We start from the raw sequence: 12,688 nt of genomic DNA on the forward strand, positions 1-12,688 counted from the left end.
TTGCGGCGGGCCATGTTTGTATCACCGCCCTGCGATTTGGGATCGAAGAGTCAATCACCGGGATTTGCGGATTCAACCGGAAACCCGCGCCGACATTTTTAAGCGTCCGCCGACCTTTCGGCGGGCATGGAAGCTATGCGTCGGCAAGGTGGGGACCTCATGCGTCATCTCAGTTTTTCCAAGAAATTCCTTCTGTTCGTCGGATTCGTAACGCTCTTGAACGCGGTTCTGGGCGCATGGGCGTATTCCGAACAAGTGGATGTCCTGCTGCAGGATCAAACCAAGGAACTGTCGGCGGTGGTGGATTCCGCGGTTTCGATCGTCGACGACATATATCGGGCGGATGACGGGCTCTCTGAGCAAGAGAAGAGGGAGAAAGCGATGTCCGTCGTGCGGAGCATCCGCTTCCGGACGGATAATTACATCTGGATCAACGATTTGGATCACATTGTGGTAATGCACCCGGCCAAGCCGGAACTCGACGGAACGGATGCGTCCGATATCCAGGATCCGGACGGCACCTTTCTCTTCCAGGAATTTGTGAAAACCGCGAAATCTCAGGGCGCGGGCACGGTGCTTTATAAATGGCCGAAGGCCGGGTCGGACGTGCCCGTCGACAAGCTGTCCTATGTTTCCTTGTTCAAACCGTGGGGCTGGGTCGTCGGTGCGGGCATCTATATCGACCAGATCGAGGCCGCCAAATCCTGGATCATCCTGCGCACGATCGTGTCGGTGTTGGCGGTGACGGCGATCATGTTGAGCGTGTCTGCCCTGTTCGCGCGCGCCATGGCGAAACCGTTGACGCGGTCAGTGCAGGCAATCGCCAGTCTGGGACAGGATAATCTGGATATCGATGTCGGCGATACGGCACGGCGCGACGAGATCGGGTCCCTCAACCGCGCTGTGGTGGAATTGCGGGCACAATTGGTGGAACGCCGCGCGATGATCGAACAGGAACGCGCGGAAACCGAACGCCGGGAACGCCGACAGAAGGCGATGGAGGAACTCCTCAACAATTTCTCCAAATCCTTCCGGGCGTCGTTGAGCCGCTTTTCCGACGTTTCCAGCGACATGTCCAAATCGGCGGATACCGTTCTGCACAGCGCGGACGAGACGACGGAACAGGCAATCGCCGTCAGCGCCGCGGCGGAAGAAGCCAGTTCCGGCGCGCAGACTGTGTCGGCCGCCGCGCAGGAGCTTTCGGCATCGATCGCGGAGGTAACCCGGCAGGTCGAACATGCGAACGACCTGACCACCGGCGCCATCGGGAAATCGGACCGGGCGAAGCAGACGGTGACCGAACTGCACGATGCCGCGCAACGGATCAACGAAATCGTCGACCTGATCGGCTCGATCGCCCAGCAGACGAACCTGCTCGCGCTCAACGCGACGATCGAAGCGTCCCGCGCGGGCGAGGCCGGAAAGGGCTTTGCCGTCGTGGCGAACGAGGTGAAGAGCCTCGCCAATCAAACGGCGGCGGCGATCGAAGACATCAACAAGAACGTCTCCGAAATGCAGGCGGTCGCCCAGTCGACGGATACCGCCATTCGCGACGTGACGGATAGCATCGACGGCATGTCCGCGATTTCGGAATCCATTGCCGCCGCGATGGAACAGCAAAATGCCGCAACGTCGGAAATCGTGCGTTCGGTCAGCGAAGTATCGACCAGCACGGCGGATGTCGCCCAGGCAATCGATACCGTGCGCGGGGCGGCTGAAAACTCGGGTCAGGCCGCATCCGGCGTTGCCGCGACGGCGAAACACCTGTCCGACGAGACGACGATGCTGTCCGACGAGGTCGGGCATTTCCTTCAGGAAATCGAACGGGTCAGCGACCGCCGCGATTTCCAACGGGTGGAAACCACCGCGCCGATAACGGTCACTTGCAAGGGCGCGCGGTATGACGGCGCACTGGCCGATTTTGGCGGCGGCGGCTGCTCCATGGTGGTGCAGGGGCTGACCCCGGCGACCGGCCAAACCGTGGAAATCGAAATCAACGGCATTTCTCTGCGCGGAACGATCGTGGAGATCGGCGACTGCCTGCATGTGCAATTCAGCCTAAACCCGGAAAATGCGGAGCGGGCGGACCGGATCCTGGCGACCCTGAAGGCATGATGCGGGAAGGGGCCTACCCCTTCCCCGGCTTGATGCCGCTGGCCATGGTGCGTTGGATGCGGTCCATCATTTCTTCCGGGGTGTAGTCGCCGGCGGTGGCCTTGCCCTGGATGGAGATGCCGGCCTGATGGACGGATTCCGGGTTGCCGGAGACCAGCGGGTGCCAGTCTTCCAGGTCCTTGCCGTCGGCGATCAGGCGATAGGCACAGGTTTCGGGCAGCCAATCCAGGTCATAGACCTTCTTCGGCGTCAACTGCACGCAGTCCGGCACGTATTTGAACCGGTCTTCGTAACTTTTGCAGCGCGCGGTGAAACAGTCCAACAGCTTGCAGGCGCAGTTGGTGACGTAATAGTCGCCGGTATCCCAATCCTGAAGCTTGTGCAGGCAGCATTGACCGCAGCCGTCGCAAAGGCTTTCCCATTCGGACTGGCTCATCTCCTCCAGGCGTTTCGTCTTCCAGAAGGGCTGCGTTTCGTCGCTCATCATACCTCCCGGTCGATGATATGGAGGTAGGAGCCGCCGACCCGGCCCCGAACCATGCCGAGCGACCCCAGATCGATACCCATCGCGTCGCGGGCGGAAAACAGCGGTGCGTCGGTGTCTTCCTTCGGCGCGGTGGAATAGTGGAATTCATGCGCGACCAGCCGCATGCCCTTGGCCCAGGGGCCCAGATCGGCGCGCAAAACGGCGCGGCGATATCCCAGATGCAGCCGCCGTTCCGCGAAACTGGTTTCCAGCGGCAACAGCCCCGCCATGACGTGCCGGGTACCGTCCGCGTCGGTCAGGCCCTCACCCAATACCATGTAACCGCCGCATTCGCCGAAGATCACCGCCTCCGCCGCCGCCCGGTCGCGCAGGCCGGTCAGGAAGGTCGCGTTCGCCGCCAGGACCGGCCCGTGCAGTTCGGGATAGCCGCCGGGCAGATAGACCGCGTCCGCCGTGTCGTCCGGCGCCTGATCGGCCAGCGGGCTGAAGGGCATAATTTCCGCGCCTGCGTCCCGCCACGCATCCAGGATATGCGGATAGGAGAAGTCGAAGGCCGTATCCACCGCGACGGCGATGCGCTGGCCGAGAGGGGGAGGACCGGGGGGAAAAGAGCCGGGGGGAAAAGAGCCGGAAGGCGAACCCGGCTCAACGATCGTGTCGATTAAGCGGCCGGGTCGCGCGATGCCGCGAATGGCGTCCAGATCCGCATGGCCCTCGATCCAATCCGCCGCGCGTTCCAGGAACCCGTCCAAGTCGCCGCGTTCCCGTGCCTGGACGAGACCCAGATGCCGGGAGTCGAGCGCCAGATCGGCCTGACGCGGCAGGCAGCCCAGGATCGGGATATCCAGGCCCATATCCATAACCGTGTCCATAATGGCGGAGGCGAGCATATCCGCATGCCGGATACCGCCGACCCGGTTCAACAGCACGCCGCCGATGGTGATATCCGGGCGATGCGTGGCGAATCCGCGCAAGACGGCGGCGGCGCTGCCGCTTTGCCCCTTCACGTCCAGGATCAGCAGCACGGGCCAGCCGGTTTCCGCCGCCAGATCGGCACAGGATCCGCGCCCGTCGGCGGCGCCGTCGAACAGGCCCATCGCGCCTTCCGCGACGATCAGGTCGCTGTCCGCCGCCAGCTGCCCGGTCAAAGCGCCGCGCGTTTCGGCGCGCATGGCCCAGGGGTCCAGCGTGATCGACGGACGCCCGCAGGCGGCGGTATGGAAGCCGGGATCGATATAGTCCGGTCCGACCTTCGCCGGTCCGATGCGCAGCCCGTGCCGCGCCAAGGCCCGCATCAGGGCGAGCGCGACCGTCGTCTTGCCGCTGCCGGAGGCCGGCGCGGACAGGATCAGGCCGGGCGCGGGGGCGGTGTCGGTGCTAAGGCGGGGCGCAGGGTTTCCGGGGGTCACGATGGCGCTATTCGGCGGCGTCTTGCGCTGTATCGGGTGAGACGAGCACCCGGCCGTCGTTCATCCGCCCCATCCAGTCCAGGGAGGCGCGCAGGCCGACCACCGGGCCGATGGCGATGACCGCCGGCGCCTCTACGTCTTTCGCGGTTTCCCCCGCGTCCGACAGGCGGCATTCGACGACGCGCATCTTCGCGGTGGCGGCGTTGGAAACGAAGGCGACCAGATCGTCCGGGTTGCGCCCGCCGTCGATCAGCTTTGCCGCAATCCGTCCCATATGCTTGACGGCCATATAGAGGACGATGACCGGCGCGCCGGTGGCCAGCGCCTGCCAGTTCAGATTGTCCGGCACCTCGCCCGTTACCGAATGGCCGGTGATGAAGGTGACGGAGGAATTGGTGTCGCGATGGGTCGCCGGAATCCCGGCATAGGCCAGACCGCCGATCCCCGCCGTAATCCCCGGCACGATGCGGAAGGGAATCCCGGCCTCCGTCAGGGCCAGGGCTTCTTCGCCGCCGCGCCCGAAGACGAAGGGATCGCCGCCCTTCAGCCGCAGCACGCGCTTGCCGGCCTGCGCCAGTTCGATCAGGCGCAGGGTGATCGACCGCTGGGTCGGGCTGGGCCGCCCGCCGCGCTTCCCGGCATAAATCATTTCCGCCGATTTCGGCGCATGCTCCAGGATGCGGCTGTCGACCAGCGCGTCATAAACCACGACATCCGCCTGCCGCAGGGCGTTGACGCCATGCAGGGTCAGCAGGCCCGGATCGCCCGGCCCGGCGCCGACAAGCCAGACCCAGCCGGGGTCGAAGCCCGGCAGGCCGGCCAACAATGTGTCGGTCATGTCACGATCGCTGCTCATAGGCGTTACTCTATACACGATGTGTCTGTTTATGCATCCATCAGGAACGGTCATTAGAAGGATGCATGACGAATTCCGGGAACCCCTATATTGTCCCGGACCGATGACAGGCAAGCCCGACGATATCCGCCTGCGCCGGGGATGGACCACCGGCGCCTGCGCCGCCGCCGCCGCACGGGCGGCGTTTTGCGCCTTGCGGGACCGCGCCTTTCCCGATCCGGTGACGATTCGCCTGCCGCGCGGGCAGACGCCCAGCTTCAAACTGACGGAGCAGGAGATAGGCGACGGCTTTGCCGCGGCCGCCGTCATCAAGGATGCGGGTGACGATCCCGACATTACCCATGGCGCGACGGTTCGGGCGCGGGTCGCGGCGCTGCCCGCCGGATCCGGTCTTGTGTTTCAGGCCGGGGAAGGCGTGGGCATGGTGACCAAGCCCGGTCTTCCGATCCCGCCCGGCGAACCGGCGATCAACCCGAAACCGCGCGAGATCATCGAAGCCAATTTGCGCGATGTGCTGGACGCCCCCGGCGCGCCGCTGGACCTGGCGGTGGAAATATCCGTGCCCGGCGGCGCGGCGCTGGCGGAAAAGACCTGGAATCCGCGCCTGGGCATCGTCGGCGGGCTGTCGATCCTGGGCACGACGGGGATCGTCATCCCCTATTCCTGCAGCGCCTGGATTCATTCGATCCATCGCGGCATCGACGTGGCGCGGGCGACCGGTCTGACCCATGTTGCGGGCGCGACGGGCAAGACGTCCGAAGTGGCGGTGCGGCGGCTCTACGACCTGCCGCTGGAGGCGATGCTGGATATGGGCGATTTCGCGGGCGGCTTGTTGAAATATCTGCGTCGTCACCCGGTCGATCGGCTGACGATCGCGGGCGGCTTCGCGAAGCTGGGAAAGCTTGCGCAAGGCCATCTGGACCTGCATTCCTCGCGCAGTCAGCTGGACTTGGAAAAGCTGGCCGACCTGGCCGCAAGTTTGGGCGGGGACGATAGTCTGCACGCGGCGGTGGCCGGGTCGAATACGGGGGCGGAGGCCCTGTCCCATTGCTCGGCGGCGGGCATCCCGATAGCACAGGCTGTGGCACGTCAGGCGCGGGAGGTTGCGCTGGCCGCTTGCCCCGGTGTCGATATCGACATCCTGATCGTCGATCGGGACGGCACGATCCTGGCAGGCGGCGGATGACGAAGGCGAAACCGCGCATCCTGATCCTGGGCGGCACGGGGGAGGCCCGGCGGCTCGCCACCTTGTTGGCCGATGATTACGATATCAAAACGTCCTTGGCCGGACGGACGACGGCACCGAAGACGCTGCCCGGTCGGATGCGGATCGGCGGCTTCGGCGGGGCGGGAGGTCTGGCGGAGTATTTGGTACAGGAAGGGGTGCAGTATCTGGTCGACGCCACCCATCCCTATGCCGCGCGGATGGGCGCGAATGCGGCGCTCGCGGCGGCGCGTTGTGCCGTACCGTTGTTGCGATTGGAACGCCCGGCCTGGGTGAAGCAACAGGGCGACCGCTGGGTGGAGTTCGAAAATCTCGACACGCTGGTTGCCGCCTTGCCCGGTCTTGGAAAGCACGCTTTTGTCAGCCTGGGCGGCGCGGGGTTGGAGGCATTTTCCGGCCTGACCGGGATGCAATTGACCGTCCGGGCGATCGATCCGCCACCGGCCCTGACCGACCGGTCCGACATTACCCTGATTTTGGATCAGGGACCGTTTGACTTGGCCGGGGAGCGCGAACTACTGTCCGAGCGCGGCGCGGATGTGCTGGTGTCCCGCAACGCGGGCGGCGCGGCAACCTATGCCAAGATTGCCGCCGCGCGCGAATTGGGGATCACGGTGGCCCTGCTGGACCGGCCCGAACGGCCCCGGGGTGTCGAAACCGCGGGCGATCCGGAAACGGCCGCCCGACGGATTACCGAGTGTCTTGCGTCCTTGACCTGAAAGCTGATGAAAAGTGACCGATCCGACATGACCTTCGTAAATCCCGTCAAAACCCTGCTTCTTGCGACCTGCCTGTCCTTCTTCACGGTCGCCCTGATCGGTGTGCCGGATGCGCGTGCGCAGTTGTTTGTCAGCGGCGAGCCGGATTTGATCCAGGCCGTACGCAAGGGAGACACGGCAGAGGTGCGGGCCCTGATCCTGAAGGGCGAAAACCCGCAATCGACCGATTTCGAAGGCTTGAACGGCATCGCCATTGCCGCGCGCGCGGCGGATTTCACCATGCTGGACGTTTTGATACAGCAACAGGTGAATGTGAACATGCCCGACAAGATCGGCAATACGCCGCTTCTGTGGGTGGCGGATAGCGGCGATTATTACGTTGCGGAATATCTTCTGCAAAATGGTGCCGATCCGAATATCCGCAACAAACGGGGTCTGACGCCGATCATGGTCGCGGCGCGCGGCGGTTATGCCGATGTCGTCCAACTATTGGTCGATAACGGGGCGGATCTGACCCAGCGCGATTATACGGGACGCAGCGCCCTGGACTGGGCCCGCGAAAGCCGCACGCCGGGAATCGATCAGATTCTGGAACGCGCCGGCGCCCAATAAGCCGAATTCTTTATACTGGCAGATTAGACCGGCAGCGCGGCGGCATCGGCCACGGCAAGGACCCGCAACGGGCGCTGACGGCCGCGAATGGCGGCCTCATGCTCGGTGATCGCCTCGCTCATGAAATCCTGCTGCCCGGCGGTTTCCAGAACGGCGCGCGACACGACAAGCTGCGCCGAAAATTCCTTGGTCATGGATTCCAGACGGCTGGCCGTGTTCACCGTATCGCCGATGGCGGTGATCTGCGTCGCGCGGCCATAGCCCATTTCACCGACAATCGTGGGGCCGACATGGATGCCGATGCCGATGCGCAGCGGCTGGTCCAGATCCTGGCGCAGACCGGAATTCAGCGCGGCCAGACGTTCCGCCATGCGCTTGGCGGCGCGCAGGGCGTTCCGGCACCCCGCTTCCGCACCGTCTTCCAATCCGAACAGGGCCATGACCCCGTCGCCGATGAACTTGTCCAGATGACCGCCGGATTCCTCGATCGCCCGTCCCATCGCATCGAAATAGCGGTTCAGCAGGAAAACCGTGTCATAGGGCAGCCGGTCCTCGCTGACCCGCGTGAATCCGCGCAGGTCACAGAACATCACCGCAATCGTCGCCTCCCGCCCATGGGCCAGACGGCTCGCGGCGGCATGACCGTGCCGCGCCGTCGCCGTATGGGGCAGCAGCGGCGTGATTTCGATGGACCCGGCCGCCGGGATGGACTGACAGGCCAGACGCACATCCGGCCCGGCGCGCACGCGCTCCAGCACCGCGACTTCCGCCGGGCTGGGCGGCGGCAGCAATTCCGCCCCCTTGCGCACCCGCACGCGGCAGGTGGAACAGCGGCCCCGTCCGCCGCAGACCCCGGCATGGGGGTGGTTGCAATCGCGGCTTGCCTCCAACAGGGAAAGACCCTGGTTGAAGGTGAATTCCCGTCCGTCGTCATAGCGCAGCCGAACCATGCCGCGGCGCTTTTCCAATTGAATCCGGACCGACCGCGCGATCAGCGTGGCAATCAGCAATCCCGCCAGGATCAGGATCACGACATTTTCGACGGTCAACAGCATGGACTGCGCGTCATTGTTCAACACGCCGACATCGGCCAGGACGGCGCGCACCCAGGCGGGGTCGGCGGCATTTGCCACAGCCTCGTTCCCGGCCTTCCAGAACCCGGTCAGCGACAGGGTCGGCCACAGCAACGCGCCTGCGAACAGGACGAAACGCCAGCGCGGCCAGAACGGTTTCAGCCGCAGCCAGAAATACAGACCAAGACAGCCATGCAGCCACACGGTCAACAGCGTGATCGCCTGCCGCACCCCGGCGACCGTGTCGTATTTCAGGTAGATCGCCATGATCCACGGATAGGTGGGTTCCAGATCGTACAGGACCTCCGCCATGCGGGTGCTGACGAAATGCAGCGCCAGCAGGACCGGCACAGACAGGCCGGTGATCAGCTGCAAGGCCTCGCTGCGGGCCATGCCGCGCCAGCGCCGCCGCCGATAGATCGCGTATAGCCCCAGCGACAGATGGGTCAGGAAGGCGCCATAGAGCAGGAAAAGCCCCAGCCAGGTTTCCCAGGCTTCCGATACGCTATGGCGCAGGCCTTCCATCGCGGCCAGGGAATAGTTCCCGGCCACCAGCGCGATGGCATGGGTGGCGACATAGGTAAAAAGCGTCAGGCCGGTGAGAAGGCGAAGGCGTCGGATCATCCAGGCTTCATATCCCGGACGCGGTGTGGCGTCTACGCTTGATCCGTCGCCTGTCCGGAATCGAGCGGATGGGTTGCGTCGCTGTCGTCCGCCCCGTTTTCGCGCCGGGCGAGGACCCGCTTGCGGGCCGTGCCGCTTTCGACGTCCGTCAGGCCCAGCATGCCGGAAATGCGGCGGATCAGGTTCGCCTCGTAATCGTCCAGAACGCCGTCGGCATAAACCACGTCCCACAGCATTTCGATCAACATGATCCGTTCGTCATGGTCGAAATGATCGTTGACCACCCGCAGGAAGGAGAAAATGTCGACGGCCGCTTCGGCGCGGCTTTCGCTTTCGCGCAGGATTTCCTGAACTTCCGCGTTCGGAATACCGAAATGGCGTTCGACCAGAACCGCGATCCGTTCCCGTTCGACCGGGTCGACCTGTCCATCGGACATGGCCGCCTGAACGAGCATGGCCGCCGCGGCGACGTGCAATTCATGGCTTTCGTGATTCCCTTGGCGGGAGGATGCGGCTTCGGCGGCGAAAAAGGCCTTCAGTCTGGCAAGCATGGGTAAATATCGTTCCGGGTTGTTTTGGCGCGTCTCTCAAGAAAGAGTAGCACCATGATGGACGGCTTCAAATTGCATCGCGCCTATCTGGATCGTGCGGCCCAGGCGGCGATGGTAAAGGATATAAGGGAATGTCTGACGTCCGCCCCGCTTTTTCAACCCGTCATGCCCCGGACCGGCAAATCCTTCAGCGTGCGGATGAGCAATGCCGGGCCCTTCGGCTGGGTCTCGGACAAGGCGGGCGGCTACCGCTATCAGGCACGCCATCCTGTCACCGACACCCCTTGGCCGCCGATCCCGGACAGCATCCTGTCCGTCTGGCGGGCGCTGGCGGACTATGACGCGGAACCGGAGGCCTGCCTGATCAACTGGTATGCGCCGGATGCGAAAATGGGCCTGCATCGCGATACGGACGAGGACGACCGGGATGCCCCGGTCCTATCGATCTCTCTGGGCGATAGCGCCGTCTTCCGCATCGGCCCGCCGGAAAAGGGCGCGAAGACGGCGAGTGTGAAGCTGGAGTCCGGCGATGTCTGCCTGCTGACCGGCCCGGCCCGCGAAAGCCGCCACGGCATCGACCGCGTGCTGGGCGGCAGTTCGACCCTGCTGAACGCGCCGGGGCGGATCAACGTGACGCTGCGGCGGGTGAGCGTCCCTTAGCGGCGCGGGGTGACGTCACCATTGTCGCAAGGCGCAGGGGTAACAGAAAAACGGTTGCCAGGGCCTGCCGAACGGCCCGGCCGCGCAGGATATGGGCCTGCGCCACACCCTCGGCGACCTGACGGTGGAACGGAACGGCCTCCGCTGATCCGACGGGCGCGGTATGCGCCGGGGGGTCGTCGCGGTCGAAATACCCAAGTGTATCGGGGGTCATCGTCTTTGCTCCTTAATGACTTGTTTTTTGCAAGTAGATAACTCATATCGGATAATGCTTGCGAAAGACAAGTGAATAATTTAGGAAAGGCTTATGACCGGATCGATCAAGAAACACGCATCGCAATGCCTTGTGGCGCATGGGCTGGATATTTTCGGCGACCGATGGACGCTGTTGGTCCTGCGCGACATGATCCTGTACGGCAAGCGGCGCTACGGCGAATTCCTGGAGGCGGAGGAAGCGATTGCGACCAATGTCCTGGCGGATCGCCTGAAACGGTTGGCGGCGGAAGGGCTGGTGACCGTGTCGAAGGACCCGGACAATCGCCGTTCCAATATCTACACGCTGACCGATAAGGGCCTGTCCCTGATGCCCGTCATCTTCGAGATCATGAAATGGAGCGCCCAATACTGCGACCTGAATGAGCGCCGCCGCAAACTGATCGCGCGCCTGACGGCCGAACCCGACACAGTCATGGCGGAAATCCGCGCACGGGAGGCCGCGAATGAAAATCCAGCGGAAACGGCGGCCCGATTGCATCTTCTCCCGCGCTGACCGCAAACCCTCCCACGCGCGAAGTTAACCGCTGACAACCCTTTCGGGTTGCGGCATAAATCCATCATGGTCGCGCATGTCCCCACCGTTGCCTTTCAGGGTATCGACACGCTTGAAATCGACGCCCAGGTCCAGCTGACCTCGGGCTTGCCTGCCTTTTCCGTCGTCGGTCTGCCGGATAAGGCGGTGGCGGAAAGCCGGGAGCGGGTGCGCGGTGCGCTGGCCGCCATCGGCCTCGCCCTGCCGCCGAAGCGCATCACCGTCAATCTTTCCCCCGCCGATGTGTTGAAGGAAGGCAGCCATTTCGACCTGCCCATCGCGCTGGGCCTGCTATTGGCGATGGAGGCGATCCCCAGCGGCGCGGTCGACGGCTATCTGGCTTTGGGCGAGTTGGGTCTCGACGGACGATTGGCGCCGGTGGCGGGGATTTTGCCCGCGGCGATGGCGGCGGTGGGCAGCGACCGCGCCCTGATCTGTCCCGCCGCCCAGGGGGGAGAGGCCGCCTGGGCGGGCGATCTGGACATCGTCGCCGCGCCGGACCTGATCGCGCTGATCAACCATCTGAACGGCAGCCAGGTCATGGGTGTGCCGGAACCGAAACAGGCGGACCCGCCGGGCGTCCTGCCCGATCTTGCCGATATCAAGGGGCAGGACTCCGCCAAACGCGCCTTGGAGATCGCGGCGGCGGGCGCGCATAACCTATTGATGATCGGCCCGCCCGGCGCGGGGAAGAGCATGTTGGCCGCCCGCCTGCCCGGCATCCTGCCGCCCCTGTCGGCGGCGGAGGCGCTGGAAGTCTCCATGATTCATTCGGTGGCGGGCCTGATGATCGGTCAGGGCCTGTCCCACCGCCGCCCCTTCCGGGACCCGCATCATTCCAGCTCCACCCCCGCGCTGGTCGGCGGCGGACAGCGGGCAAAACCGGGGGAGGTCTCCCTGGCCCATAACGGAGTCTTGTTTTTAGATGAATTGCCGGAATTCCAGCGCGGTGCCCTAGAAAGCCTGCGCCAGCCCCTGGAATCGGGCCGCGCCGTCGTCGCGCGGGTCAACGCCCATGTCGCCTATCCGGCGCGGGTGCAACTGGTCGCGGCGATGAATCCCTGCCGCTGCGGCCATCTGGACGACCCGGACCTTGCCTGTACCCGCGCGCCGCGCTGCGCCCTGGATTATCAGGCGAAGATTTCGGGGCCTCTGCTGGACCGTATCGACCTGTCCATTGACGTGCCCGCCGTCCGCGCGACCGATCTGGACCGTCCGCCGCCCAGCGAAGGCTCCGCCCAGGTCGCCGCCCGCGTCGCCGCCGCCCGCGCGATCCAGACCGACCGCTATGCCGCCTATCCCGCCGACGGCCGCCCGCGTACCAATGCCGAAGCCGACGGCCAGATCTTGCAGGCGGTCGCCGCCCCCGACGCGGAAGGCCGACACCTCCTCACCGAAGCCGCCGAGCGCTTGAAACTCTCCGCCCGCGGCTACCACCGCGTCCTCCGCGTCGCCCGCACCCTCGCCGATCTGGACGGGTCGGACGGCGTCCGCCGCGTGCATATCGCGGAGGCATTGAGCTACCGCCGGGTGCCGGTGCGATCATAAG

At 64.8% G+C, this 12,688-nt stretch carries 13 protein-coding genes; 7 read left to right on the forward strand and 6 right to left on the reverse strand.

What is annotated here, in order from left to right; all coding sequences use genetic code 11:
* Window positions 1-159: 159 nt before the first annotated feature.
* A complete protein-coding gene (locus HH303_RS11265) occupies window positions 160-2,115 on the forward strand; it encodes a cache domain-containing protein (RefSeq protein ID WP_169625436.1) in 1,956 nt (651 codons plus the stop codon).
* Window positions 2,116-2,128: 13 nt separating this feature from the next.
* On the opposite strand, the gene HH303_RS11270 is transcribed toward HH303_RS11265, so the two are convergent.
* From HH303_RS11270 to cobA, 3 genes are read right to left on the reverse strand one after another with little or no spacing between them, the layout of a single operon-like run.
* Complete coding sequence (locus HH303_RS11270; RefSeq protein ID WP_169625437.1) at window positions 2,129-2,599, reverse strand: YcgN family cysteine cluster protein; 471 nt, start codon at window positions 2,597-2,599, stop codon at window positions 2,129-2,131.
* Window positions 2,599-4,011 carry a cobyrinate a,c-diamide synthase gene (locus HH303_RS11275; RefSeq protein WP_169625438.1) on the reverse strand — a complete coding sequence of 471 codons (1,413 nt, stop codon included), beginning with the start codon at window positions 4,009-4,011 and terminating at the stop codon, window positions 2,599-2,601. Before HH303_RS11275 ends, HH303_RS11270 begins: the two co-directional genes overlap by 1 nt.
* 7 nt (window positions 4,012-4,018) lie before the next feature.
* The gene (gene cobA / locus HH303_RS11280; RefSeq protein WP_227421723.1) at window positions 4,019-4,867 is read right to left on the reverse strand and encodes a uroporphyrinogen-III C-methyltransferase; all 849 of its coding nucleotides are present in this window, start codon (window positions 4,865-4,867) and stop codon (window positions 4,019-4,021) included.
* Window positions 4,868-4,970: 103 nt separating this feature from the next.
* Between cobA and HH303_RS11285 the strand changes: the two genes are divergently transcribed.
* The 3 genes from HH303_RS11285 to HH303_RS11295 are packed head-to-tail and all read left to right on the forward strand — an operon-like array spanning window position 4,971 to window position 7,423.
* Entirely contained in the window at window positions 4,971-6,053 is a 1,083-nt protein-coding gene (locus HH303_RS11285) for a cobalt-precorrin-5B (C(1))-methyltransferase (protein WP_169625439.1), read from the forward strand.
* Window positions 6,050-6,811 (forward strand): cobalt-precorrin-6A reductase, encoded by a 762-nt coding sequence (locus tag HH303_RS11290; RefSeq protein ID WP_169625440.1) that lies wholly within the window; start codon window positions 6,050-6,052, stop codon window positions 6,809-6,811. Before HH303_RS11285 ends, HH303_RS11290 begins: the two co-directional genes overlap by 4 nt.
* A gap of 6 nt (window positions 6,812-6,817) precedes the next feature.
* Complete coding sequence (locus HH303_RS11295; RefSeq protein WP_169625441.1) at window positions 6,818-7,423, forward strand: ankyrin repeat domain-containing protein; 606 nt, start codon at window positions 6,818-6,820, stop codon at window positions 7,421-7,423.
* 23 nt (window positions 7,424-7,446) lie between these two features.
* Here HH303_RS11295 and HH303_RS11300 read toward each other — a convergent pair whose 3' ends face one another.
* Window positions 7,447-9,120 (reverse strand): adenylate/guanylate cyclase domain-containing protein, encoded by a 1,674-nt coding sequence (locus tag HH303_RS11300; protein WP_169625442.1) that lies wholly within the window; start codon window positions 9,118-9,120, stop codon window positions 7,447-7,449.
* Between the two features lie 32 nt (window positions 9,121-9,152).
* Window positions 9,153-9,671: a tellurite resistance TerB family protein gene (locus HH303_RS11305; protein WP_169625443.1), complete on the reverse strand. Its 519-nt coding sequence runs from the start codon at window positions 9,669-9,671 to the stop codon at window positions 9,153-9,155.
* A 54-nt stretch (window positions 9,672-9,725) separates the two neighbouring features.
* Between HH303_RS11305 and HH303_RS11310 the strand changes: the two genes are divergently transcribed.
* On the forward strand, window positions 9,726-10,331 hold the full coding sequence (locus HH303_RS11310; protein ID WP_169625444.1) for an alpha-ketoglutarate-dependent dioxygenase AlkB family protein: 606 nt from the start codon (window positions 9,726-9,728) through the stop codon (window positions 10,329-10,331).
* Here HH303_RS11310 and HH303_RS11315 read toward each other — a convergent pair.
* Window positions 10,297-10,545 carry a hypothetical protein gene (locus HH303_RS11315; protein ID WP_169625445.1) on the reverse strand — a complete coding sequence of 83 codons (249 nt, stop codon included), beginning with the start codon at window positions 10,543-10,545 and terminating at the stop codon, window positions 10,297-10,299. The genes HH303_RS11310 and HH303_RS11315 overlap by 35 nt on opposite strands.
* 93 nt (window positions 10,546-10,638) lie before the next feature.
* Here HH303_RS11315 and HH303_RS11320 point away from each other — a divergent pair, with 93 nt between their 5' ends.
* Entirely contained in the window at window positions 10,639-11,100 is a 462-nt protein-coding gene (locus HH303_RS11320) for a winged helix-turn-helix transcriptional regulator (protein WP_169625446.1), read from the forward strand.
* Window positions 11,101-11,166: 66 nt separating this feature from the next.
* Entirely contained in the window at window positions 11,167-12,687 is a 1,521-nt protein-coding gene (locus HH303_RS11325; RefSeq protein WP_169625447.1) for a YifB family Mg chelatase-like AAA ATPase, read from the forward strand.
* Window position 12,688 lies beyond the last annotated feature (1 nt).

Origin of the sequence: Pacificispira spongiicola, assembly GCF_012926505.1 — a bacterium.
GTDB lineage: Bacteria > Pseudomonadota > Alphaproteobacteria > UBA8366 > Aestuariispiraceae > Pacificispira > Pacificispira spongiicola.